This is a genomic window from Tenacibaculum finnmarkense (assembly GCF_900239185.1).
Classification (GTDB): Bacteria; Bacteroidota; Bacteroidia; order Flavobacteriales; family Flavobacteriaceae; genus Polaribacter; species Polaribacter finnmarkensis.
Window position 1 is genome coordinate 63,527 of record NZ_OENA01000098.1, and the last position, 25,576, is coordinate 89,102.

A 25,576-nucleotide genomic window follows, 5' to 3' on the forward strand; every position below is an offset into this window, starting at 1 on the left:
ATGAGAAAAATATTCATAACAATAAGTATTCTAATTTGTAGTGTAAAGTTAGTGGCTCAGGAAATTAATTTACCACAATATGTAAGCCATATGGCAGATAATCCATTTTTGATATCGCCAAGTTATGCTGGTATTGGCTCGGAATTTAAGGTTCGATTAAATGGGGTAAGTCAGTGGATTGGGGTTAAAGAATCTCCTGATACACAATCGTTAATTATAGATGCCCGTTTGGCAGAGCGTTTTGGTGGTGGTATAACTGTTTTTAATGATAAAAATGGGTTTACAAGTCAAAAAGGAATTAAATTATCGTTGGCAAGTCATTTAACGCTAAGCCAATTTCACGATAGTTTTTTATCCTTCGGATTGACCTATAATTTTGTACAATTTGGTATTGACACCTCTCAAAATAATTCAGGGCAATTTGTATCAAATATATCAGAAACAAATTCTAATTTTGATGTAGGGCTGTTGTACCGTTACGAACGTTTTAGTATTAGTGTAAACGCAAATAATATTTTAGATAAAAAAATAGACAATCTATTAACAAGTGAGCCTGAATCTTTAGGGCGTTATACACTTTATACTTCCTATGTTTTAGCCAGAATTAGTAATAAGATAGAAATAGAACCCTCTATATTTATAGAATACTATGAATCTGACAAAAGATCAAGAACAGATTTGAACGTAAAGGTTCGAAAAGGTATTTATGATGGTTATGTTTGGGTAGGGGCAAGTTACACCTCATTAAATGATCAAATATTTAAGCCTCATGCTATTGCACCTTTAGTAGGTTTAAAAAAGAATAATTTATATATGTCGTACGGTTTTAGTATCGATTTAAATAAAACACAAAATTTTAATTACGGAACACATATGATAACCCTTGGTTTTGATTACGATAGACGCCCAAGTTTAGCTAGATGTACCCAAAAAATGATTATTTTTTAAAATAATAATAATAATTAATGAACATCCTCAAGTAAAACTTGGGGATTTTCTTTTTCTTTGCACTAATGGAAAATCAAAATAAAGTTTCAGTAAATCTTAATAAATTTATCAGTAGTACCGGGTTATGTTCTCGTAGAGATGCTGAAAAATATATTAGATCAGGTAGAATTACCATCAATAAAAATGTAGCACAATTAGGAAATCGAGTTTCTAAAGGAGATGATGTTCGGGTTGATGGCCGACGTTTAATAGTAAAAGAAACGATACTTTATATCGCTTTAAATAAACCCGTAGGTATTGTTTGTACGACCGATAGTCGAGAAAAAGACAATATTGTAAAGTTTGTAGGGCATCCCGACAGATTATTTCCGATAGGTCGTTTAGACAAACCATCCGAAGGATTAATTTTTTTAACCAACGATGGCGATATTGTTAATAAAATTTTAAGAGCAGGAAACAATCACGAAAAGGAGTATATTGTTAGTGTTGATAAAAAAATAACTGACGAGTTTATTGCTAAAATGAGTAACGGAATCCCGATGTTAGGAACAGTAACTCAAAAATGTAAGGTTGAAAAAATAACAGATTTTATCTTTCAAATTACCTTAACTCAGGGTTTAAACCGTCAAATTCGTAGAATGTGCGAATATTTAGAGTACGAAGTAACTAAGTTACAGCGTAATCGTATTATGAATGTTGGTTTAGGAAACTTAAAACCTGGAGATTGGCGCGAGTTAACCGAAGAGGAAATGAACGAAATTAATGAAATGATTTCAAGTTCGTCTAAAACCGAAGAAGCTTCTGATTTTAAGAGTGATAAGTTGAAACAAAGCAAGCTAGCAAGGGAAGAAAATCAAGCGAGTAAATCAGGTCAAGCAAGTAAATCAGGTCAAAAAGAGCAGGCAAAACAAGCGAAAAAAGCAAAGAAAAAAGAGCTAGTTAACAAAAAAAGTGCTGCTTTTAGAAAGAATTCTCCTAAAACCATACGAACTGTAAAAGCAAGTGCAAAAGGAAAATCGGCAAGAAGACGTAAATAAAGTACGTTTTATAACGGATAAAAAATAATAGCTAAAAAAAACCTAAAAACACCCCATACGTTTATTTTTTAGTAAATAAACGTATATTTGTCGCCTATGCAATTCGACTTAAAAATAACAGACCCAAAAAGTAAAGCCCGCGCAGGAGTTATTACTACAGATCACGGAATTATTGAAACACCAATTTTTATGCCAGTAGGAACTGTTGGTACAGTAAAAGGTGTGCATCAATCCGAACTAAAAGATGAAATAAACCCAGATATTATTTTAGGAAACACCTATCATTTATATTTGCGTCCAAAATTAGAAACTTTAGAAGCCGCAGGTGGTTTGCATAAGTTTATGAATTGGGATCGCAATATTTTAACTGACAGTGGTGGATATCAAGTATATTCATTATCAGGAAGAAGAAAAATAAACGAAGAAGGAGTAGTCTTTAAAAGTCATATTGATGGTTCTTCACATTTTTTCTCACCAGAAAATGTAATGGAAACTCAGCGTACTATTGGTGCTGATATTATCATGGCTTTTGACGAATGTACGCCATATCCTTGTGATTATAACTACGCAAAACGTTCTATGCACATGACGCATCGTTGGTTGAAACGTTGTGTAAATCACTTAGAAAAAGTACCTTTCAAATACGGGCATAAACAAGCATTTTTCCCGATTGTTCAAGGAAGTACTTATAAAGATTTAAGAAAACAATCTGCAGAATATATCGCATCCGTAGGAGCAGAAGGAAATGCCATTGGAGGATTATCAGTAGGCGAACCAGCCGATGAATTATACGCAATGACCGAAGTTGTAACGGCTATTTTACCTGAAGACAAACCTCGTTATTTAATGGGAGTTGGTACGCCAATTAATATTTTAGAAAACATCGCACTAGGTATTGATATGTTTGACTGTGTAATGCCAACACGTAACGCTCGTAATGGAATGTTATTTACCGCACACGGGTCTATTAATATTAAAAATAAGAAGTGGGAAAATGATTTTTCTCCTATTGATGACATGGCAATTACCTATGTAGACACTATGTATTCTAAAGCATATTTACGTCACTTATTTGCGGCAAAAGAAATGTTAGGAAAGCAAATTGCTTCTATTCATAATTTAGGATTTTATTTATGGCTTACAAGAGAGGCTAGAAAGCATATTATTGCTGGCGATTTTGTACAGTGGAAAGATAAAATGGTCAAACAAATGGATAACCGTTTATAAAATATTTTTTTTTGAAGATACTTGATTGGTACATATTAAAGCGTTTTTTGGCAACATTTCTATTCACCTTATTAATATTAATACCTATTGCGGTAGCTATTGATATTGCCGAGAAAATAGACAAGTTTTTACGAGAAGAAACCTTAACATTTTTTGAGGTTGTAAATGATTATTATGTGAATTTTATTATTTACTACGCCAATACATTTATGCCCTTGGCATTATTTATTGCGGTAATATTATTTACCTCAAAACTAGCAAACAATACCGAAATTGTAGCGATAAATGGATCGCAAGTATCTTTTACCCGATTTTTATATCCTTATTTTATAGGAGCAACAATTGTGTGTTCGGTGGCTTTATTGATGAATCATTTTTTTGTGCCATCGAGTAGTAAAACCAGAAAGAAGTTTGAAAGAACCTATTTAAAAAAGCGAAAATATTCCGATCATACCATTAGAGAGTTTAGTTTACAATTAAATGACAGTACGTATATTTATCTTCAAAGTTTTGATTTAAAAAGAAATACAGGCTATAATTTTACCACTGAAATTTATGATGGAATTCAATTAAAACAGCAACTATCGGCCGATAATATTAATTGGAGTGAAAAAGACAGTACTTTTAAGCTTTATAATTGGAAGTTAAGAAAAATTTTCAAAGCCCGTGACAGTATTTTTTCAGGAAACAATGTAGATACCACCTTTGCTTTTACCCCTAAGGACTTTAACTATAAAAATGTAATGGCGCAAGAAATGCGAACACCAGAACTAATAGAATTTATAGAAATGTCTAAAAATAGAGGTATTAAAAACTTAAATATGTATTTGGTTGAACTGTATAAACGTACCAGTTTACCAATAGCCTGTTATATTTTAACCTTAATTGCGGTAGGTTTGGCATACAAGAAAACCCGAGGAGGAATAGGGGCTAATTTAGCGTTAGGTATTTCGTTAATGTTTCTTTATGTATTCTTTTTAAAGGTAGCAGAGGTACTAGGAGCAGTTGCAGGAGCAAACGCCTTGCTAAATGTGTGGATACCAAACATCGTTTTTGGTTTGTATTCACTTTATTTATATTTAAATGGAAGAAAATAAGTTAAAAAACTATCTTCATTTACACTTCATTGTATTTATTTGGGGTTTTACCGCCATACTTGGTGCGTTAATTTCAATAGATTCAGTACCCTTAGTTTGGTATCGAATGTGTTTGGCGGTGGTTTTTATAGCTATTTATTTTCTTTTTCAGAAGATACCCTTTATAGTTGATAAAAAAGGACTTTTAAAATTTGCTATTTCAGGCGTAATTATTGCCGTTCACTGGGTTACTTTTTTTGAAGCGATAAAGGTTTCAAACGTATCGGTAGCCTTAGTAACTATGAGTACAGGCGCTTTTTTTGCAGCACTTATTGAACCCTTATTTTTTAAACGAAAAATAGCCACTCTCGAAATTGTATTAGGCTTGCTAATTATAGGCGGTTTATACCTAATTTTTAATTTTGAAAGTCAATATACCTTAGGAATTATATACGCCTTGATATCTGCTTTTTTATCGGCATTATTTGCAGTTTTAAATGGCATTTTTATCAAGAAATATGAAGCAAATATTATTTCATTTTATCAATTATTATTTGGTGCTTTAGCCATCACTTTGTATTTGATTTTTACCCAGAAATTTACTGTTGATTTTTTTCAGATACCAACAAACGACTGGTTGTATTTACTGCTTTTAAGTAGTATTTGTACGGCATATGCGTTTATTGCATCGGTAAAAGTGATGAAATACATAACGCCTTATACGGTGATGTTAACCATAAATTTAGAACCTGTTTACGCTATTATTTTAGCCTTAATAATATTTGGTGAAAAAGAACAAATGAGTGCTGCTTTTTATTACGGAGCAGTGGTTATCTTACTAATTGTTTTAGCCAACGGCATTTTAAAAAACAGGAGTGAAATAAAAAAGAAATTCACTAAAAAATAATCTTTTTTAAAAAAAGTAAAAAGCTAAAAATTACAATTTTTTAGTATGTTTGCTTTTACAAACAACAAAAATATAATCAAACTATATATAATGGAATATTTAGATTTTGAACTACCTATAAAAGAACTAGAAGAGCAGTTAGTAAAATGTATTGCTTTGGGAGAAGAGAGCGATGTTGATGTTACAGAAACGTCTAATAAGATTGAACTAAAATTAGCAGAAACCAAAAAAGAGATATATAAAAATATAACCCCTTGGCAGCGTGTACAATTATCACGTCATCCAAACCGTCCTTATACTTTAGATTATATTAAGGCTATTTGTGGCGATACTTTTATGGAATTACACGGTGATCGTAATGTAAAAGATGACAAAGCGATGATTGGTGGTTTAGGTAAAATAGGCGATCAGTCGTTTATGTTTATTGGTCAGCAAAAAGGATATAACACCAAAACACGTCAGTACCGTAATTTTGGTATGGCAAACCCTGAAGGATATCGTAAAGCGTTGCGTTTAATGAAAATGGCAGAGAAATTTGGTATTCCTGTGGTTACTTTAGTAGATACTCCTGGAGCATATCCTGGTTTAGAAGCAGAAGAACGTGGACAAGGAGAGGCAATTGCTCGTAATATTTTAGAAATGACCCGTTTAAAAGTACCTGTAATTACCATTGTTATTGGTGAAGGAGCATCAGGAGGTGCTGTAGGTATTGGTGTTGGAAACAGGGTTTATATGATGGAAAATACCTGGTACACGGTAATTTCACCAGAATCTTGTTCTTCTATTTTATGGCGTAGTTGGGAGTATAAGCAAAAAGCTGCCGAAGTGTTAAAATTAACGGGGGAAGATATGAAGCGATTAGAATTAATTGACGGAATTATTGAAGAGCCATTAGGAGGAGCACATGCTAACAGAGAAGGCGCATTTAAAGCGGTACAAGCACAAATAATAAGTGCTTTTGCTGATTTAAAAGATTTAAGCGAAGCAGAATTAATTACCCAACGTATGGAGAAATACGAAAAGATGGGTGTTTATAATGAGAAATAAAAACTATTTTTTAGTTATTACATAATAAAAAAGCAACCTATTAAGGTTGCTTTTTTGTTGTTTTTATTAATTATTTAAGGAATATTTAAAAATTTATGCGTTTGTAACGAAATGCGCCATTTTGGGTTTTTCATCACATAATCTATTATTAACGGAGTCATTTCTTCTTTTTTACTCCATTCAGGTTGTAAAAATAATTGGCATTTTTTGCCAACCTTATCAGCTTGTTCTTCCGCAAATTTAAAATCATTCTTATTATGAATAATCATTTTTAACTCATCGGCTTCTTTGTAGCATTCCTTTGTAGGTAATTTTGTTTTTTTAGGAGATAAGCAAAACCAATCCCAAACACCAGAAAAAGCATACGCTCCTGAGGTTTCGATATGTGTTTTCATGCCGTGATCCTGTAGTTGTTTTGTAATATAATCTAAACTCCACATTAAAGGCTCTCCACCAGTAATTACTACGGTTTTAGCTAGTTTTTTAGCGTTTGAAACAATAATATCGGTTTTGGTTGGCGGATGCAAATTAGCATCCCAACTTTCTTTAACGTCGCACCAGTGGCAACCCACATCACAACCTCCGATTCTAATAAAATAAGCCGCAGTACCTGTGTGCGATCCTTCTCCTTGAATAGTGTAAAATTCCTCCATTAATGGAAGCATTTGCCCTTTATCAATTAACTCTTGTACTTCTTTTTTCAACATAAGGATGCAAAGATAGTTAACATTAAAATTTTATGGATCATTTTTGTTACTTTTACGTTATTTATCAAGAAAAAAATAATGCAACCTAACTTTTAACTTTAAATAATTAATAAAAACTAGATGAAAAGTATAATCAAACCATTAATAATCGCTTTAATATCAGTAGTATTCATACAATGTGAAAATAGTAAATATGATATTTCTAAAGGAAAAGTAGGTGAATTAACTAGTAAAACAACCCTGAAACAGGTAGATGTCATTTTTAAAAATGATTCTATTGTAAAAGTTTTAAGCGAAGGAGCAAAGGGAAATAACTTTTTTCAAGAAGATGATAAGTATTTAATTTTTGAAAAAGGAGGGAAGCATTTATTAACAATTGTACCAAAAGAACAGTTAGATTCAGTATCAACAATTAAAAGTATTGAAATTTTTGATGACCGTTTTAAAACAGCTTCTGGTTTAAATATTAATTCGTCATTTCAAGAAATTAATACGAATAACAGCATTAGCAAAGTAGAGTCATCATTTTTATCAGTAACCTTATTTATTGATGATTTAAACGCTACAATTTCTCTAGATAAAGAAGATTTAGGTTTAAAAGATTTTAGTACTCAAAAAGTAAGCATTGAGCAAATTCCTGATTTAGCAAAAATTAAATCATTTACAATTTGGTTTAATTAAAAAACACAAAAAGTAGAGACGCGTTTATCGCGTCTCTACTTTTATATATGGAATTATAAATTAAAGTGTAAAAATAGTAAGCAAAACACCTAAAATAATTGCTGTAAATTTCTTTAAATTAAATTTATGATTTTCTGAACTTTCAAAAAGTATGATGGTTGAAATATGCAGAAAAACCCCAATAATTAAAGCGGTAATTTCTGTGTGATAATCGCTGAAAAAAGCTAGTTTATCAGAAACTAAAACACCTAACGGGCTCATAAACGCAAAAATACTTAAAAATAAAATAATTGTTTTTTTACTGTAGTTTGTTTGTAATAAAAAGGTGGTTAAAACAATAGCAATCGGAATTTTATGCACAATAATTGCTCCTAGCAAGTTATCGCCAGCATGATGTATTGGTAAGCCTTCCGAAAATGCGTGAATACATAAACTAATAAACAACAACCACGGAAATTGTGATTTATCGGAATGTACATGAATATGCCCGTGTTCAGCTCCTTTTGAAAAAGACTCTAATACCGATTGAATAACAATACCAACCAAAATTAAAATTCCAATTTTTTTAGCATTGTGCGTGTGCATATAAACCTCGGGAAGTAAATGTAAAATAGTTACCGATAACAAATAAGCACCACTAAAGGCAAGTAATAATCGAACGTGTTTATTGTTTGGTTTTAATATTAAAACGAGCAAAGCGCCAATTAAAACGGCAATAATTAATAATATATAACTCATGCTATTCTCCAATCAAAATTAATCTATCCGAAGTGTTTTTATCAAATTCATTTAAAGCATAGTCACCAAAAACATGCTTTAATTTTAAGCCAGCTTCTTTAAAATACAATTCCATTTTATCAAGGGTTAAAAATTTTACCTGCTCAGTGTAATTGTGTTGTTTTTTATCGGCAATAAATGAAATGTGTTTTAAAATAAAACCATCTTTAATTTCTCTTTTAATATTGAATTCAATGCCATCAATGGTTTTTACTTCTGCATTAACCAATGATTTTTTTACTTTTTCAACATTTAAAAAATCTAAAACGAATACACCTTGCTTTTTTAAGCCATTTTTAACACTTTTTAAAATAGCAATATCTTGCATATCGTCATCAAAATAGCCAAAACTGGTAAATAAATTAAAAATAGCGTCGTATTTACTTTCTAAAGCATTTCGCATATCCCAAACTTCAAAATTGAGTGTTTCATTTTCAAACTGTTTGGCATATTCAATACTATTTTTACTTAAATCACCACCTGTTATTTTGTAATTAAGCGAGTTTAAATAAAGCGAATGTCGTCCTTTACCGCAAGCTAAATCAGCAATATGGCTTGTTTTAGGGAGTTGTAAAAATGTTGTTATATTGCGCATAAAAAACTGTGCATCGGCATCGTTTCTGTGCTTGTATAACGTGTGATAATAAGTTGTGTCGAACCACGAGGTAAACCAGTCTGTTGTTTTCATAAGTATAAAAGGTCTGCAAAAATACATAAATCTTAGCTTTTTTAGATTGAAACAAGAAAAGATTCCTATCAAGCCAAAATTAGCTGTACTTTTGTAGCGAAATTTTACAGTTATATGGAGAAAGATTTTAAAATGACTGCCGTTACGATGGCAGGTTTAGAAGGTGTACTAGCAGATGAACTAAGAAAGCTTGGTGCCCAAGAAGTTAAAGAAGGAATACGTAATGTTTCTTTTAAAGGAGACACGGGTTTTATGTACAAAGCAAATATTGCGTTGCGTACAGCAATTCGTATTTTAAAACCAATTAAAAAAAGTAAAATTTTTGATGAGGAAGATTTATACGAGGCAATTCAACGTATAAAATGGGATAAATACATTGACGTTGATGGAACTTTTGCTATTGGAGCGGTTGTAAATTCTAAGAATTTTACAACAAATTCACATTATATCAGTTTAAAATCAAAAGATGCGATTGCTGATTATTTTGTGAATAAATATAAAAAGCGCCCGAATGTCGATTTAAAACACCCTGATGTTAAAATTCACATACATATTCATAACGAATGGTTAACAATTTCGTTAGATTCTTCTGGTGATTCATTACATAAAAGAGGCTACAGAAGCGCTACGAATATTGCGCCAATCAACGAGGTTTTAGCAGCAGGATTAGTGTTGTTATCGGGGTATAAAGGAGATGAGAACTTTATTGACCCAATGTGTGGTTCGGGGACTATTTTAATTGAAGCAGCAATGATTGCTAATAATATTCCAGCAAATATTAACCGTAAGCATTTTGCTTTTGAAGGCTGGAAAGATTACGATGAAGAATTGTATTTTGTAATTCAGGATGCTTTATTGAAAAAAATTACAAGCTCTCATTTTAAAATAATGGGGTTTGATAAAGCACCTTCGGCAGTTACCAAGGCGAAGCAGAACGTTATTAATGCTAATTTAGAAGAATTTATAGGAATTCACCACGTAAACTTTTTCAATTCTAAGAAAGAGGTATTTGGAAACACGACTATTTTATTTAATCCACCTTATGGAGAGCGTTTAAATATTGATGTTGAAGAATTTTATAAGAAAATTGGAGATACTTTAAAGCATAATTATCCAGGTTCAATGGCGTGGTTAATTACTTCAGATTCGCAAGCATTAAAACATGTTGGTTTACGAACATCAAAAAGAATACCGCTTAAAAATGCCGATTTAGATTGTCGTTTTGTAAAGTATGAACTTTATGAAGGAAGTAAAAGAATTAAAAATGATTTTGATGATGAAACAGCTGTACAAAATACAGATGAAGAAGAATAAATTAAGCATCGTTTAAGTATAAATATAAAAAAATCCGAAGTAAAATTACTTCGGATTTTTTTGTGCTTTATTTTAATTGTTCACCTAACAAGGTTATTTTTTCTATCCATTTGTTTCTAAACGAAACACTAGAGTTTTTAATAGGCGAAATATAGCTTATTTTAACAGGGCTAATACCACAAAATTCTAAAGTTCCTTTTTTAAATTGACGTAGGGCTGGGCTTTTCATAATTAGAAAATCATACCATCGAGGCGTATCGGTTGTAATAATTATTCTTGCCGATTTTCCTTTTAATAATTTTTCAGGAAATGGTTTTCCTTCTATAGGTTGATAGGTAATACCAGGCAAAAATGTACGATCAATAAAACCCTTCATAATAGCAGGATAGCCTTGCCACCACATCGGGAATATCCATACGATATGTGTTGCTTTTTTTATTTTATCAATAGCGATTAATAAATCGGGCTCTAATTCGGTTCTTTTACGATATCCAAAGGCTAAATTCGGGTTAAAATCTAAATCAGCAATATTAATTTGAGATAAAACCGCCGTTGTTTTACTAGCACCTTTTAAATAAGCTTCGGATAATGCGTAATTATAACTCTGTTTATCTGGGTGTCCGTTAATTATTAAAACATGTTTCATAACTATCTCATTTTATATAAATTAACATCATATTAAATGTAAAATAAAAGTACTCATATTTTGATGAAAATCAGAATGATTAATTATAAATAATAACAAAAAACCAGCATTTAGTTGCCTAAATGCTGGTTTTAAATATAATTTCAAGAATGTTTTACATAAACTTCATAAATAGTCCAAGAACACTAAATATTAATAGACCAATTATAGCAAATAGCATTGTTTTAAGCAATTTATTTTCTTTTATTACGCATTCAAGTTTTTTATCGATATTTTCAAGACTATTTGGAATATCATAATTTGTAATTACTTTAATTAAACGCTCTGTTTTTAAATTTGTTTCGGTAATATAAAGAATTGTTTTAGTAATTTTTTCTTCTTGCTTCTCGATTTTTTCAATAGCAATTAACTTAATTTTTTCTATTCCTTGCTCTGCATTAACTTTTAAATCATTAGTAGTTCTCTCAAATTGTTTGATTTTTTCACTAATTTTTTCATTATTTAAGCTATTAATAGCTGTTAAGTTTTTTTCATTTTCTGATATCTGTTTTGAAAATTGGTCAATAACAATAACAATTTCTTTTTTAAAAGAGTTGATATATGATGATATTGATTTATTTCCTTTTTCAGAAATTGAATTTATTTTAGTTTCAAAATTAATTAAATTATTTTTTAGTTTTGTATTATTTGTATCTGTATTTTTTTCTAATTTTGAAATAATACTATTACTATTTTCTTTAAAAAAATTAGATTGCTTTAAAATTGATGCTGTACCTTGAGCTGTTATTTTCTCTATTTTATTTTCAAAATTGTCTAAATTTTTAGTTAATTGAGAAAAAGTATTGGTATTTTTTTGACCAAATTGTTTTGAAAATACGCTAAGTTTTTCGAGTAATATAGCGGTTGAATTTGTTAAGTTATCACTACTTTTAGTTACAATTTCTACTTGTTCTCTTGCACTTTGTAAATCTTCTAAATTACTATATAACTCAGAAAGAGTTTTATTTAATTCGTTTTCTGTATTCATTTAATCAATATATTTAGATGCTATTTTTTTAAATTTATTACGGTGTATTTTTAATGTTATTTCCTCTTTTAATTCGGATAATTTAGTATCTGAAAATGGCGTTAAAATTTCATTATATTTTTTGAAAAGTTCCCAAAAATGAATTAAATCTTTTTCTCGTTCTGCAAAGTCTAACATTCCTTCCTTATAACTTTCAATAACTTCTTTTTTCAGGTTTTCATTATTATTTGTTCCTAAGAAGAAGATGCAAAATGAATTTAATAAAGATAAAGTAGGGTTACTGTCTGTTAATGACCTTCTTATAATTCGAACAGCTCCTTGTAGATGCTTTAAATTATCAATTGGTGTTCCGTATTCTACTTTTTCATCAATCACTTTTAAATATTTAAACAGTAATTTTTCACTAGATATTTTCCCGCCATTTGTATCTTTTGTAAGAGAATACTCTTCTCCATTATCTGCTATATAATCAGATTTTGCATATTTAGAGTTGAAATAATAATAGATAAAATCTTTTAATTCTTCATTTGTTTCTTTCCAATCTTTTTCATCATTAGCTCCTGTAATACAGAAAGTTCGCATATCATCAATAGCTCTTTTTCTTTTTACAGAAATTTTATCATAAACAAAAGTAGTTAGATAACTTAAACATTGAAATATTTCTTTTTCTAATCTAGATTTACTTGTAACATTGATATTATAGACATTTTTAATTTCTTCTTTCGCTCTATCTTTTGAATAATATCGCAATAAAAAACGTTCCAATCCTTGGTAATAACTGCCTTCTTTTTTTCTTTTAGAAACTATTCGATACCTATTATTTGCATAATCTTGGGTAAAATCTTGTATTAATTCAATACAAGTCATTCGGTAAATTGCTTTTGCTAAATCGGTATCTGTTCCTACTATTTTTTTTGCAGGATTTGGTTTAATATATTTGACAAAAGAAACTATTTCATCATTTATATTTGAATTTATAAGTGTTGTAAGAAACCCTACAACCTGATTTGTTTCGCTTGATTTTGTTTCCGAATTATCTCCATAAAAAACAGTTGTAGCTTGTTTACTAAGGATATTATACATTGATTTTTTCTCGCTAATTTCTCCCTTGAAACTATTATTATAGAAATACATTACAGATTCATAATCAGCATTTTGATACTCAATATATTTTTTATCGATGATAATCTTTTTAGCGTCTAATAAATCGTTTAAATCTTGTTTGTAAATCCAATTTTCGGCTTCTCTTGGTATTTTTTTAAGATTACATTTTTGAAACATTTTACAAGAAGTATCACTACAAGTATTAAAACCATAATATTTAGGTTTTGTTCCTTCTTTACAAAAAAATCTTACTAAATCATTTTCAGGAGTTAAGTAATTGATGTGTTTTTCATCAATATTAACCTTATAATGTTTTATAATTTTTTGTAAATCATCATATTTAAACCATTTTCCTTTTAAAATATATGGAAAATAACTGTTTTGATACTTTGGATTTATTCGTGCTAATTTATAATCAGATAAAAAAATAACAGACAAGGCTGTTTTTCGGTCTCGTCCTCCACGACCAGCTTCTTGTACAAAACTTTCTAAGGAACTTGAATAATTAAGATTTACAGTAAATCGAACATTTGGTTTGTCAATTCCCATTCCAAAAGCTTTTGTTGCAACCATTAAAGGTTGTTTATTTGTTCTAAAAAGCTCAAGGTTTTCCATTGATTTATTATCAGTTTCATCACCTCCTGAAAATGTACCAATATCAGGAATTATATTTATTAAAGATTTTTCATTTTCTCGAACCGAAATACCTGTATTGGCTTTATGAGGACAAAAAATAATTCCTGATTGTTCATATTCTGATTTTTTTGAATAATAATCATCAGAAAGAGTTGTTTGTAAATCATTTTCAACGCCTTCATTATTTCCTTGTCGTTCTTCAAAACTATTTTTTATATATTCAATTGATTTTGAAGTTTGAATTTCATTTATATATTGAGGAATAGTTTTTACATATTCTTTTACAAAATCTTTTTTAGCATTAAAAAATCCCCATTTATCAGAAATTTTAATAGGAATAGGTAATTTATTATCAATAAAAAAATCAAATTTAGCAAGATTTTGAGGCGTTGCATATTTGGATTTTTTCAATACTTCATATTCATTTTGAAAATCAATAGTTACTTTTTCAATTTTATATTGCAGTTCTAGTCTGTTTGAATTTTCATATCTAACGATTGTTTCTGAATCTAAAGGAAAAGCACCATTTCCTGAAAGTTCTCTTTCAACATCTGCTAAAACATCAAAAGAGGCGGTTGCTGTTAAGCCAAAAAGTGAAATAATACCATCTTTTGAGCGAACATAATTATATAAATTTCGCCCAAGATGCAAATAAGAGAATCTAAAATCGTGTCCCCATTCAGAAACACAATGAACTTCATCAATTACGCCGTAAGAAAAATAAACATTTAGTTCGTGCATGTTTTTCAACTTTTCTCTAAACTTATAAATAGCAAGTCGTTCTGGAGAAAGGAAAATAAATAGAAGTTTTGATTCCTCTAATTTACGTTCAGCATTATCTTTTTCTTGTTTGGTTAAAGATGAATTTATGTAGGCACAAGAATCTATTCCTGCTGTTATTAATCCATCATATTGGTCTTTCATTAACGAGCGAAGTGGATCAACAATCAGTGTTACGCCTGGTTGTAGCATTGCCGCTAATTGATAGGTTAAAGATTTTCCTCCTCCCGTAGGCAATAATCCAATAACACTTTTATTTTGTAACGCCCGATTTAATATCGGTAATTGTCCAGGTCTAAAATGTTCTTTTCTGAAAATTAATTGTAAGAAATATTCTAGATTTTTTTTAGCTTCAAGTTTATCAGAATAAACTCCTTTGTCATTTATGGTAACTAAATTTTGATAAATAATTTTATCTGTTGTATAAATATTTCGTTCAGTTTTTACGTCATTTACGGAGCGAAGATTGAAATAACAATTATTTTTGCTTTGGAATTTACTAAAGCTTTCTTTCTCAATATTAGTTGTTTGAAAAAGGGCAATATCAATAACTAAATCATATTGAGTTTTAAGATGTTTAGAAATTATTTTTTTATTGACATTTTTATCAAGATGTAATTTTGAATCAATAAAAGTGTCATTACTAATAATATCAAGTTCAATTTCAGGGAAAATTAAATGACTATAATCACGACTTAATTTTGTTAAATTATTAAATATTTGTGATAAATCTTCAAAAGCAATACTAGCACAGGGAACATCTTTTTCTTCGACTAATATTTTCCAATTTTTACTTTTGAAATCAAGTTTATTGGTGATTAAAGCTTCCAGAATTGTCTTTTGAATTCTAGCGATTGCAATCGGAGTATATATAAGTTGTAATTTATTTGTATCAATTTCAGCGTAATCTAATGCTGTTTTTTTTGAAATTATAGCGTTATACCAAAGTGTTATTTTCTCATAATCAAGAGTGCTATTTTTTTTATTTACAAAGGAAAAAGTGCCATGTTTCACAGATTTTTCAGAAAAATTAAATGCTTTTTGAAAAATATTTTCAATAAAGGGACTTGCTTTTGTTGGTAAACCTCTGGTTATAATATTATTTAAAACCGCTAATATCGGATGAATATCTTGATAAACACTTGCGCCTATATCAAACGGTGCTGAGGTTTCAAAAACATTTAATTTATTTGTAATTAAATTTAATTGTTCTTTATGATTATTTTTATGAAACTCATTATTTGTTCCGTCTAATTGATAAGAAGAATGAAATTGAACAGAAGGATAAAATTCGATAGGAATTAAATTTCCTTCTTTATTAAAATCTAGTTTGTAGATTTTTGCTTTGTAAGTACATTTACTATTATTTCCATAATAATATTGGGATTCATTTTTATCATATAGAACATCAACATTAAAATAATTATAAAACGCATCAATTCTGTGATTTGTCGCATTTAATGGACCAACAGAAACAATATAATTGTCTTCAATAACTGATTTATCAATTTTTGTAGCTAATTGTTTTAAGTCAATTTGAGGAATATCAAGTATATTCGAAAAAAAATGTATTACAGGTAAATTTTCTTGTTGTTTTATATCTTCTTTGGTAATATCATCTAAAAATGTTGGAATTATTTTGATTTTAGAAATATCATCAAGGTATGTATTTACGTGTAAAGAGGCTCTTTCTAATGCTTTTTTTGACGGTTCAATAAGTGTTGCTTTTACAACATTATTTTCAATATTTTGTGCCTTTAAATAATCAAAAAAGCAAATTGTTCCAATTCCTTGACCACATCCCCAATCAATAATTTCAAAATCTTTTTCAAATAATTCTTTTGGTAATTTAGAAATAGCATCGTGTATTTTTGCTTGATGCATATTTCCATAAGAAAACAAATATTGGCACATTAATTCATTTGTATCTAATAAATCAACTCCTCTATTGAGTTTTTTCCATAATAAATCTCTTTTTGTTTTTGATAAATGAGAAATATTTTGATTTGCAATTTTTCTTATTTGTTGAAAAGTTGGAGCATTTAACTGTTGTATCTTTTTAATATATTCTGCTGACATTATTTTATGATTCTAAATGTCAAGTTAATTCTATTTCCAATTTTTTTCTTTGTTTTAGGTATTTGATGTTTCCAAAAATGCTGTAATTCACCTTTCATAATTAAAAGACTTCCGTGTTTCAATTCAATTTCTATTTTTTCATTTGTTTCATTGTGTTTCAATTGAAACTTTCTTGTTTCGCCAAAATTTACAGAAGCAATTAAGGGATTTTTTCCTAATTCTTTTTCTGCATCAGTATGCCAAGAAATAGAATCATTTCCATCTCTATATTGATTTAATAGAACACTATTGAAGCTTACGTTACATTTTGGTTCTATTGCTTTTTTTATTTCTAGTAATTCATTCGTCCAAATTGTAGGGGTTAAATGAATACCTGAAAAAGAATATTTTTTATTAATATCACCATACCAAGCGGTAAGTCTAGGAAATTTAACGACTTTTCCATACATATTCATTTCTTGTTGTTTCCATTTGATTTCATTTAATAATGACTGATAGAAAATATCACTTTTTTGTTTATTGAAAAAGTTAGGAATGTATATATATTCACCATCTTTAATTTTAATTAATTCATTATATTCTTTATTAGTATTGAAGAGGTCTAATTGTTTCATATTCATTTTCGAATTTTTGATCTTTTTCTTGCGCTTTTTTAGTATCAATAACAAAAAAAACAGCATTTAGTTGCCTAAATGCTGTTTTAAAATATATTTTAAGAAAAATTCTTAGTTGTTTACAGAATCGCTTAAACCAGCACCTGCCTTAAACTTTACTACATTTTTAGCAGCAATTTGAATTTCTTTTCCTGTTTGAGGGTTTCTACCAGTTCTAGCAGCTCTTTCAGAAACAGACCAAGTTCCCCATCCAACTAAAGCAACTTTTTCTCCAGCTTTTAAAGAAGTAGTAACGTTAGAAGTTAAAGAGTCTAATGCAAGTTTAGCAGAAGCTTTAGAAATTCCTGCATCAGCAGCCATTGCATCGATTAAATCTGATTTGTTCATAATTTTAATAGTTTAAAATATTAATTTTTGTTTTTTCGCTTAATAGCTCAACAAATATAGACGGAATGCGGTTCCATGCAAGTTTTTACCCTGAAAAAAACACCAATTGTTAATAACATTCCTAAAATTGTTAATAACCCTGCTTGTTTTTTGTTGAAAATGGCTAAAGCTGATGTATAAAGGCTTACAGCGCTTTTGCATCTTCAGAAAATTGAAAACCATTTAATAAACTTTTAGCATCCATTAATTTTTTACCTGAAATTTTAATTTCATTAATAATAAGATATCCATCTTTGACCGCAATTTTCAATTCTTTTTTAGAAGTTACAAGAGTTCCATTGGCTAAATCATGCTCGGCAAATTCTTTTGTTGTTCCGTATATTTTAGCTGAAATTTCTGTTTCGCCATTTTTTATGCTTGTCCAAGCGGCAGGATATGGATTTAATCCACGGATATGATTGTAAATATCATTTAAAGATTTAGACCAATCTATTTTACAGTTATCAGCAAACAGCTTATGTGCAGGCTTTTCTTCTAATTCGGGTTGTTTTGTCGTAGGAACATTTCCAGTGGCAATTAAATCTAGGGTTTCAGCAACTAAACCAGCACCTAAATTCATTAATCGGTCGTGTAGCTGCCCAACAATTTCATCTTCTTTAATAGCTACCGATTTTTGTAAAATAACTTCACCTGTATCTATTTTATCATCAATAAAAAAAGTAGTTACGCCTGTGGTTGTTTCGCCATTAATAATAGCCCAATTAATAGGAGCAGCTCCACGATAATCAGGCAATAAAGAAGCGTGCAGGTTAAAAGTACCAAATTCAGGCATTGCCCAAACTGTTTTTGGCAACATTCTAAAAGCAACGACAATCTGTAAATTAGCGTTCCAATTTTTTAAATCTGCCTGAAAGGCTTCATCTTTTAAATTTGTAGGCTGTAAAATAGGAAGCTCTTGAGAAAGGGCATATTTTTTAACTGCCGATTGGTTTAGTTTACGACCTCTACCAGCAGGTTTATCTGCCGCGGTAATTACGCCAACTACATTATAATCATTTTCGATAAGGTGTTTTAAAATGGTAACCGCAAAATCGGGTGTTCCCATAAAAACGATTCGTAAATCTCTCATTTATAGTTAAGTTTATAGTAAAAATTATAGTAAAAAATATTTATTGTTAGTAACGCTAATTTTTTCTTCGGATAAAAGCGTTCGTAAAAGTATTAAAATGTTTGCTTGTTTTTCATGTAGTCGGGTACAGATTTCACAAACAGTTAACCCTTCTTTTTTATCTTTATCAAAAAGCGCTATAATATGCTTAGGATTGATATAAAAAGTTTGTTTATGTTGTAGGCAAACATCACAAATACCACAATTATTAGTCGTCTCTTCATTAAAATAATTTAATAATTGCACGCTTCTACAAACGTCATTATTTTTTAAAAAATGAATTAAATCTTGCTGTTTTTTCTTTTTTTGAGCTAAATACAGCTCAATATTTTTTGAAACCCTATTAATTGTTTTATCATCTTCTCTTGGCTGTAAAAAAAATAATTCAGAATTATTGCTTGCTTTTTGGTATTCAAGTATATTTTTTTCAAGCATTCGTTCTAATTCCTTTACAACTTGCCAGGAGGTAATGCCTGTTTTTTTGGCGATATAAAATTCATCAATTTTTACAGGATTTTCAAAAACTCCGCCATATAAACGCAAAAGTGTTTGTATAAAATTTTTTGCTGCTGGATTTTGCTGCCAATATAAAACCACTTGTTTGCTTGAAACGATAAAATGAATGCTTGATTTTTGTTGAAAATTGGCATTTAATTCAATAATTCCGTTGCTATTTAATAGTTGTAGAACAGCATGTGTTTTACTAGAAGTAAATTTATATTTTGTACAAAATTCTAGAAAATTAAAATCGAAAGCTGTTTCAATCAATTCGCCTTTTGTAATTTGAAATTGCTGATATAATTTTCGATGAACTAATTTTATATCAGCAATATTAGGAAGTGATTTTTCTAATAAATCAGTACTTTTTTTGAGGTCATTCTGATTGTTTAAAATCACTGAAAAAGCTTTGTTTCCGTCTCGTCCGCCACGCCCAGCTTCTTGAATATAATTTTCGATAGATCCAGGAAGGTTTAAATGAATTACCACCCGCACATTTGGCTTGTCTATTCCCATTCCAAAGGCATTTGTGGCTACTATAATGGGTGTTTTTTCGGTCATCCAATTATCAAAAGCACGTTCTTTTTCTTGAATTGTTAAGCCTGCATGATAAAAAGAACTCTTAAATCCTTTCGCATTTAAATAGCTGGCAATATTTTTTGTTTTGACTCTTGAATTTACATAAACAATTGCCGAACCTTTTGTTTTGGTAAAAATCTGATTTAGTTTGCGAAGTTTATCATCGGTTTGAAAAATTTGATAGGCTAAATTTTTTCGATAAAAAGATTTTTTGAAAATTTTAGGGGTATCAAGTTTTAACGAAACAATAATATCGTTCACCACCTTTTTAGTTGCCGTTGCTGTTAAGGCGATAAAAGGAACTTTTGGTTGCAGTTCTTTTAAAATAGCAATATTTTGATACGAAGGACGAAAATCGTGTCCCCATTCTGAAATACAGTGCGCCTCATCAATGGCAATTAAATTAACAGCTAGTTGTTTTATCTTTTCTTGAATAAAACGCGACTGTAAACGTTCGGGAGAAATGTATAAAAATTTCGTTTTTCCGAAGCGAATATTGTCAAAAAGTGTAATTATTTCGTCTTGAGAACTTCCTGAAGGAATTATTGTTGCTTTTATACCTTTATTAACAAGGCTATCTACCTGGTCTTGCATTAGGGCAATTAGTGGCGAAATAACAATACAAACGCCATCGTTAATTAAAGCAGGAATTTGAAAACAGATAGATTTTCCACCGCCCGTAGGTAACAAGGCGATGGTATCTTTTCGGTTTAAAACAGCCGTTATAATTTCTTGTTGAGGTGCTCTGAAAGATTGATGCTTCCAGTAATGCGTTAATATTTCTATCGATTTTTCATACATTTTTTTAAATCGATTGTAAAATAAAATCGCAGCGTTCCCTTACAGTTCCAAAAGGAACAGTTATAATTTCATAACCAATTTCTAGGTATGATTTTTTTAAAAAACGATCAATTTCAACCGCTTGTTCAAAGGTTTCATATCGTTCATTATCAGATTCATAAATACCTTCCCAAGGCGGACACATAAATACTTTAGTGTATAAGTATTGCCCACTTTTTTGTTTAAAAACAGGCGGATATTCGTTTCCTAAATAATTCATGTACGCATGTACATCTGGTATTCCTCTGTCAAAAAAAATGACATCTGCCGTGTTTTTTTCAGCATCTAAATATTGTTGTTCTCTACCTTGTAGTAGCATTTCACTAAAAAGCAAAGGTTGTTCTAAAAACAATTGCTCTATTCCTTCTTTTTTGGCCTTTAGCGTTACTTCTCTCGAAATTTCAGGCATGCAATTATAACCAAGATTTATAAACTCGTTTAAAATTGAAGACTTGCCTGTGCCAGGACCACCTATTAAAACTATTTTTTGTTGCATGCTGCAAAAATATAAGTTTCAATTTATAAATGTAATAAATAGTGTAATTTTGTGCCAGATCATTTTTTAAGGATGAAAAATTAATTTTAAAAACGATAATAGTTAAGTATTATGTCAGATAGAGAAGCATTTTATATTAAATTGAAAGGACAATTAGAAGACACAACAACATTTCCTACGAAATATTTGTTTAAATTTATTGTACCTACGGATGAAAATCAGGCAGAAGAAGTGAAAGAAGTGTTTAATAATGGGGGTGCGGTTATTAAAACCAAACAGTCAAAAACAGGTAAGTATAACAGTCTTTCTATTTTTTTAAATGTTAAAAGCGCCCAAGAGGTAATTACTTATTATAAAAGAGCAGATGTTATTAAGGGTATTATTTCATTATAATATCAAAAAAACGTTGAATAGCCTTAAAAATTTTAATAGTTTTTAAGGCGTTAAAAACCGATTTGTAGTTGTTGCAAATCGAAAAAAAGAAGTAAAAATAAACGTAAGTATATTTAAGTGAGTTCAAAAAAACATACAATCAGTAAAAAAATAATTAAAAAAACATTCTTTTTTTTAATAGCATTGTCTATTGTTTCCTGTGATTTTATCAGTTTAAAAACAAAAAAAGTATCAGAACAGCACAAACCTATTGCAACGGTTTATAATAAAAATCTTTATAAAAAAGATATTGAAGAGCTGTTACCAAAAGATATAAACCCAAAAGATAGTGTTGTTATGACACGAGGGTTTATTTACTCATGGGCAAAAAAACAATTATTATTAGCTAAGGCAGAAGAAAATATATCAGAACTTAATAGTAAAAAAATAGCGGCTCTAGTTCATAATTACAAAAACAGTCTGTATATAAATGGCTACAAAGAACGCCTAATAAAACAACAGTTAGACACTGTTGTAGCCTTGCAAGAAATAGAAACGTATTATTATAAAAATAAAGAAAATTTTAAATTAAACGAAGAAATTTTACAATTTGAATATATTAACTTTGGAAAAGATTTTTTAGATAAAGCCGAGGTTATTAAAAATTTTAAATCATCAAAACAATCCGATAGAGAAGAATTAGAACGTTATTTATTAAACTTCAAATCGTATCGATTAGGAGATACAACCTGGGTGCCATTTTCTTATTTGCCTAAAATAATCCCTCCTTTTCAGCTGCAAACCACGCAAAGTTTGTTAAAAATTTCAAAATACATACAAAAAGAAGATAGTTTAGGAGTATATTTGGTGGCTGTAAAAAAGAGGTTGCCAAAAAATGCGAGCGCCCCTTTAATATTTGTACGTCCTAGGATTAAGCAAATAATTTTACACAAAAGAAAATTAGAATTAATTAGAGAGATAGAAAAAACCTTGATAAATGATGCAATTCAAAATAAAAACTTTAAAGAATACTAGCCTGTTATTTACCTTTTTTTTGGTAGGTTTAGGGAGTGTAAATGCACAACAAAACAAAGTTGATGGTGTGGCTGTGGTTGTTGGTAAAAACATTGTTTTAGATTCTGATATTGATAAATTTAAACAAGAAGTTGAGGTTAGAAGCGAAGGGAAAATAAAAATTTCTAACTGTGAAATGTTAGAGGAATTAATGGAACAAAAATTATTAGCTCACCATGGAGTTATTGATAGTGTTGTTGTTGCTCAGTCAGATGTTGATAGTAAAGTACAACGAAGTATTTCTTATTTTACCAACCAATACGGAAGTGAAGAAAAAGTAATTAAAGCCTATGGTTTTAACGATATTGAAGACCTTAAAAAAGAATTAGCGAGGGTACAAAAAGAAAATATTCTTATTGAAAAGGAGCAGTTAAAGATTACAGAAAAAGTAGATGTAACTCCCGAAGAAATACGTGTTTATTTTAAAGGATTAAATGATAAAAATGAATTGCCAGAAATTCCTGCGCAAGTATCGATAGCGCAATTAGTTTTAAATGCAGAACCAACATCGCAAGAAATAGAACGTGTTATTAACAAGCTTAATGAAATTAAAAAGCAGGTTGAAAATGGTGCTAGTTTTAAATTAAAAGCAATTATAAACTCTGAAGACCCAAGTGCTGCTCAAAACAGCGGAAACATGGGGGTTATTACCAAAGAAACTAACTTTGTAAAAGAATTTAAAGAAGTAGCTTTTTCATTAGAAGAAGGGCAAATATCAGCACCTTTTAAATCGCCTTTTGGATACCATATTATTTTACTAAATAAAATAAGAGGTAACGGACGTGAGGTTTCTCATATATTACTACAGCCAGAAATTGCTGATGAAAAATTAAAAGAAACAAAACAAGCTATTCAAAATATTGTAAAAGATATTAAAGAAAAGAAAATAACTTTTGAAGATGCTGTAAAAAAATATTCAGAAGAAGAAGAAACTAAAAATAATGGCGGATTATTAATTAACCCATATACACAAGAAACTACTTTTGAATTAACTAGAATGGCACCAGAATTATTTGGTAGAATTAGCGAACTTAATCAAGGAGATTTATCAGATATTCATTATGATGAAACTCGTGAGGGTAAAAAAATGTATAAAGTGATTTTATTAAAAACAAAAACACAAACACATAAAGCAAATCTGGTAGATGACTATGTGAAATTACAAGAATTTGCCTTGGCGAAGAAAAAAGAAGAAAAAATTACCAAGTGGTCTAAAGAAAAAATACAAGAAACCTACATCAAATTATCAAGCGATTATAAGAAGTGTGTCTTTAAAAAAGACTGGAAAAAAGAACATAAATAACCCCTACTAATTTTAGTAAAACAAGAATCCCGCCTTTAGCGGGATTCTTGTTTTTTAATAGTTTCTAAAACACTATTTTTGAAATACGTAAATTTAAAATTTATTCTATGTCAGATGTAGCCGCTGTAAATAATTTAGTTAAAAAATTCAGTCAATTACAACAAGAAATAGGTAAGGTTATCGTTGGGCAGCAATCCGCTGTTGATTATACGCTATTATCTGTTCTTTGTGGAGGTCATTCTCTTTTAATAGGTGTGCCAGGATTGGCAAAAACACTGCTAGTAAATACCATATCGGAAGTATTGGGTTTGCAGTTTAGTCGTATTCAGTTTACACCCGATTTAATGCCTTCGGATATTTTAGGAAGCGAAATTTTAGACGAAAACCGTCAGTTTAAATTTATAAAAGGGCCTATTTTTTCTAATATTATTTTAGCCGATGAAATTAACCGTACGCCGCCAAAAACCCAAGCAGCTTTATTAGAGGCGATGCAAGAAAAATCAGTAACTATTTCTGGAAATCACTATAAATTAGACCTGCCATTTTTTGTGTTAGCTACCCAAAATCCTATAGAGCAAGAAGGAACATACCCGTTGCCAGAAGCCCAATTAGATAGGTTTATGTTTTCTATTCATTTAGAATACCCTACATTTGAAGAAGAAGTTCAGGTAGTAAAAAATACCACATCAACAAATAAACCAACCGTAAATTCTATTCTTTCTTCTCAAGAAATTATTGAAATGCAACACCTAATTCGAAAAATTCCAGTAGCCGATAATGTTATTGAATATGCTGTTGGTTTGGTGGCTAAAACACGTCCAAAATCGGAAAAAGCAATGCCGTTAGTTAAAAAATATATCGATTGGGGAGCAGGACCAAGAGCTTCACAAAATTTAATATTAGCCGCTAAAGCATACGCAGCTATAAAAGGTAAGTTTTCGCCCGATATTGAAGATGTTCAAGCAGTTTCAGTACCAATATTATCGCACAGAATTGTTAAAAATTACAAAGCCGAAGCCGAAGGAATTACTATTGAACAAATTATTAAATCATTATTTTAAGATGAAAAAAGTACTTATAGCAACACTGTTATTACTGATTAGTTTTTCTTGTAAAAAGGAAGTGTCAGAAAAAGTAGAAAAAAAGGCAATTTTAGCCGTTATGAAAGCCCAAGAAACCGCTTGGTCAAACCATAATTTAGAAGGTTATATGCAGGGCTATTGGAAAAGCGATTCTCTAAAATTTTACGGAAGCAACGGGCTTACTTATGGATGGAACAAAACCCTATCGAACTATAAAAAAGGCTATCCAACAAAAAACCATTCAGGAGTTTTAAAATTTAAAGTAAATGATATTTCAAAAATAACCAATGGCGCTTATTTTGTAATGGGCGAATACCATTTAACCCGAAAAGTAGGGAATGCCAAGGGTGTTTTTATGATTATTTTTAAGAAGATAAAAAATAAATGGAAAATTATAGCAGACACTTCTTGTTAATAAATCAGCTATTTATAAAATTAAAAACCCGCTTTAAAAGCGGGTTTTTTGTTGTTTTAATGTTTGA

General features: G+C 29.8%; 24 protein-coding genes. 13 read left to right on the forward strand and 11 right to left on the reverse strand.

Annotated elements, in window-relative coordinates; translation table 11 throughout:
- The 6 genes from AQ1689_RS12430 to AQ1689_RS12455 all read left to right on the forward strand — a co-directional run bounded on the left by AQ1689_RS12430 (nt 1) and on the right by AQ1689_RS12455 (nt 6,242).
- Nucleotides 1–948: a PorP/SprF family type IX secretion system membrane protein gene (locus AQ1689_RS12430; protein WP_101914222.1), complete on the forward strand. Its 948-nt coding sequence runs from the start codon at nt 1–3 to the stop codon at nt 946–948.
- A gap of 65 nt (nt 949–1,013) precedes the next feature.
- The gene (gene rluF, locus AQ1689_RS12435; RefSeq protein WP_101956291.1) at nt 1,014–1,985 is read left to right on the forward strand and encodes a 23S rRNA pseudouridine(2604) synthase RluF; all 972 of its coding nucleotides are present in this window, start codon (nt 1,014–1,016) and stop codon (nt 1,983–1,985) included.
- 96 nt (nt 1,986–2,081) lie between these two features.
- Entirely contained in the window at nt 2,082–3,212 is a 1,131-nt protein-coding gene (tgt, locus tag AQ1689_RS12440; RefSeq protein WP_101914220.1) for a tRNA guanosine(34) transglycosylase Tgt, read from the forward strand.
- 11 nt (nt 3,213–3,223) lie between these two features.
- Nucleotides 3,224–4,309, forward strand: coding sequence for an LptF/LptG family permease (locus AQ1689_RS12445; protein ID WP_101956292.1), 1,086 nt, complete (start codon nt 3,224–3,226; stop codon nt 4,307–4,309).
- The gene (locus AQ1689_RS12450) at nt 4,296–5,195 is read left to right on the forward strand and encodes a DMT family transporter (RefSeq protein ID WP_101956293.1); all 900 of its coding nucleotides are present in this window, start codon (nt 4,296–4,298) and stop codon (nt 5,193–5,195) included. Before AQ1689_RS12445 ends, AQ1689_RS12450 begins: the two co-directional genes overlap by 14 nt.
- Nucleotides 5,196–5,285: 90 nt before the next feature.
- Nucleotides 5,286–6,242 (forward strand): acetyl-CoA carboxylase carboxyltransferase subunit alpha, encoded by a 957-nt coding sequence (locus tag AQ1689_RS12455; RefSeq protein ID WP_101914217.1) that lies wholly within the window; start codon nt 5,286–5,288, stop codon nt 6,240–6,242.
- A gap of 74 nt (nt 6,243–6,316) precedes the next feature.
- Here the strand turns inward: AQ1689_RS12455 and AQ1689_RS12460 are convergent, their stop codons facing one another.
- Nucleotides 6,317–6,949, reverse strand: a complete 633-nt coding sequence (locus tag AQ1689_RS12460; protein WP_058885178.1) for a 7-carboxy-7-deazaguanine synthase QueE — start codon at nt 6,947–6,949, stop codon at nt 6,317–6,319.
- A gap of 120 nt (nt 6,950–7,069) precedes the next feature.
- On the opposite strand from AQ1689_RS12460, the gene AQ1689_RS12465 reads away from it, so the two are divergent.
- The gene (locus AQ1689_RS12465; RefSeq protein WP_101956294.1) at nt 7,070–7,630 is read left to right on the forward strand and encodes a hypothetical protein; all 561 of its coding nucleotides are present in this window, start codon (nt 7,070–7,072) and stop codon (nt 7,628–7,630) included.
- 60 nt (nt 7,631–7,690) lie between these two features.
- Here the strand turns inward: AQ1689_RS12465 and AQ1689_RS12470 are convergent, their stop codons facing one another.
- Nucleotides 7,691–8,368: a ZIP family metal transporter gene (locus AQ1689_RS12470; protein WP_101914215.1), complete on the reverse strand. Its 678-nt coding sequence runs from the start codon at nt 8,366–8,368 to the stop codon at nt 7,691–7,693.
- Between the two features lies 1 nt (nt 8,369).
- Nucleotides 8,370–9,095, reverse strand: coding sequence for a class I SAM-dependent methyltransferase (locus AQ1689_RS12475; RefSeq protein ID WP_101956295.1), 726 nt, complete (start codon nt 9,093–9,095; stop codon nt 8,370–8,372).
- Nucleotides 9,096–9,209: 114 nt separating this feature from the next.
- Between AQ1689_RS12475 and AQ1689_RS12480 the strand changes: the two genes are divergently transcribed.
- Nucleotides 9,210–10,409, forward strand: coding sequence for a THUMP domain-containing class I SAM-dependent RNA methyltransferase (locus tag AQ1689_RS12480; RefSeq protein WP_101956296.1), 1,200 nt, complete (start codon nt 9,210–9,212; stop codon nt 10,407–10,409).
- A 67-nt stretch (nt 10,410–10,476) separates the two neighbouring features.
- On the opposite strand, the gene AQ1689_RS12485 is transcribed toward AQ1689_RS12480, so the two are convergent.
- From AQ1689_RS12485 to AQ1689_RS12520, 8 genes are all read right to left on the reverse strand, one after another.
- On the reverse strand, nt 10,477–11,055 hold the full coding sequence (locus AQ1689_RS12485; RefSeq protein WP_101956297.1) for an NAD(P)H-dependent oxidoreductase: 579 nt from the start codon (nt 11,053–11,055) through the stop codon (nt 10,477–10,479).
- Between the two features lie 154 nt (nt 11,056–11,209).
- A complete protein-coding gene (locus AQ1689_RS12490; RefSeq protein ID WP_101956298.1) occupies nt 11,210–12,082 on the reverse strand; it encodes a hypothetical protein in 873 nt (290 codons plus the stop codon).
- Complete coding sequence (locus tag AQ1689_RS12495) at nt 12,083–16,681, reverse strand: DEAD/DEAH box helicase (protein ID WP_101956299.1); 4,599 nt, start codon at nt 16,679–16,681, stop codon at nt 12,083–12,085. It abuts the gene before it with no gap.
- Nucleotides 16,681–17,301, reverse strand: coding sequence for an alpha-ketoglutarate-dependent dioxygenase AlkB family protein (locus tag AQ1689_RS12500; RefSeq protein ID WP_232122751.1), 621 nt, complete (start codon nt 17,299–17,301; stop codon nt 16,681–16,683). Before AQ1689_RS12500 ends, AQ1689_RS12495 begins: the two co-directional genes overlap by 1 nt.
- A 105-nt stretch (nt 17,302–17,406) precedes the next feature.
- Nucleotides 17,407–17,682, reverse strand: coding sequence for an HU family DNA-binding protein (locus AQ1689_RS12505; RefSeq protein WP_101901545.1), 276 nt, complete (start codon nt 17,680–17,682; stop codon nt 17,407–17,409).
- 184 nt (nt 17,683–17,866) lie between these two features.
- Nucleotides 17,867–18,811 carry a methionyl-tRNA formyltransferase gene (gene fmt / locus AQ1689_RS12510; protein ID WP_180947593.1) on the reverse strand — a complete coding sequence of 315 codons (945 nt, stop codon included), beginning with the start codon at nt 18,809–18,811 and terminating at the stop codon, nt 17,867–17,869.
- 24 nt (nt 18,812–18,835) lie between these two features.
- Nucleotides 18,836–20,728 carry a RecQ family ATP-dependent DNA helicase gene (locus AQ1689_RS12515; RefSeq protein ID WP_101956300.1) on the reverse strand — a complete coding sequence of 631 codons (1,893 nt, stop codon included), beginning with the start codon at nt 20,726–20,728 and terminating at the stop codon, nt 18,836–18,838.
- A gap of 4 nt (nt 20,729–20,732) precedes the next feature.
- Nucleotides 20,733–21,263, reverse strand: coding sequence for an AAA family ATPase (locus tag AQ1689_RS12520; RefSeq protein WP_101916099.1), 531 nt, complete (start codon nt 21,261–21,263; stop codon nt 20,733–20,735).
- Nucleotides 21,264–21,374: 111 nt separating this feature from the next.
- On the opposite strand from AQ1689_RS12520, the gene AQ1689_RS12525 reads away from it, so the two are divergent.
- The 5 genes from AQ1689_RS12525 to AQ1689_RS12545 all read left to right on the forward strand — a co-directional run bounded on the left by AQ1689_RS12525 (nt 21,375) and on the right by AQ1689_RS12545 (nt 25,509).
- Nucleotides 21,375–21,656, forward strand: coding sequence for a DUF493 family protein (locus tag AQ1689_RS12525; protein WP_101956301.1), 282 nt, complete (start codon nt 21,375–21,377; stop codon nt 21,654–21,656).
- A gap of 117 nt (nt 21,657–21,773) precedes the next feature.
- Complete coding sequence (locus AQ1689_RS12530) at nt 21,774–22,670, forward strand: hypothetical protein (RefSeq protein ID WP_145993698.1); 897 nt, start codon at nt 21,774–21,776, stop codon at nt 22,668–22,670.
- Nucleotides 22,633–24,012 carry a peptidylprolyl isomerase gene (locus AQ1689_RS12535; RefSeq protein ID WP_232112556.1) on the forward strand — a complete coding sequence of 460 codons (1,380 nt, stop codon included), beginning with the start codon at nt 22,633–22,635 and terminating at the stop codon, nt 24,010–24,012. Before AQ1689_RS12530 ends, AQ1689_RS12535 begins: the two co-directional genes overlap by 38 nt.
- Before the next feature lie 107 nt (nt 24,013–24,119).
- Nucleotides 24,120–25,073 (forward strand): AAA family ATPase, encoded by a 954-nt coding sequence (locus AQ1689_RS12540; protein WP_101916096.1) that lies wholly within the window; start codon nt 24,120–24,122, stop codon nt 25,071–25,073.
- A 1-nt stretch (nt 25,074) separates the two neighbouring features.
- The gene (locus tag AQ1689_RS12545; protein ID WP_101956369.1) at nt 25,075–25,509 is read left to right on the forward strand and encodes a DUF4440 domain-containing protein; all 435 of its coding nucleotides are present in this window, start codon (nt 25,075–25,077) and stop codon (nt 25,507–25,509) included.
- The last annotated feature ends 67 nt before the right edge of the window (nt 25,510–25,576 follow it).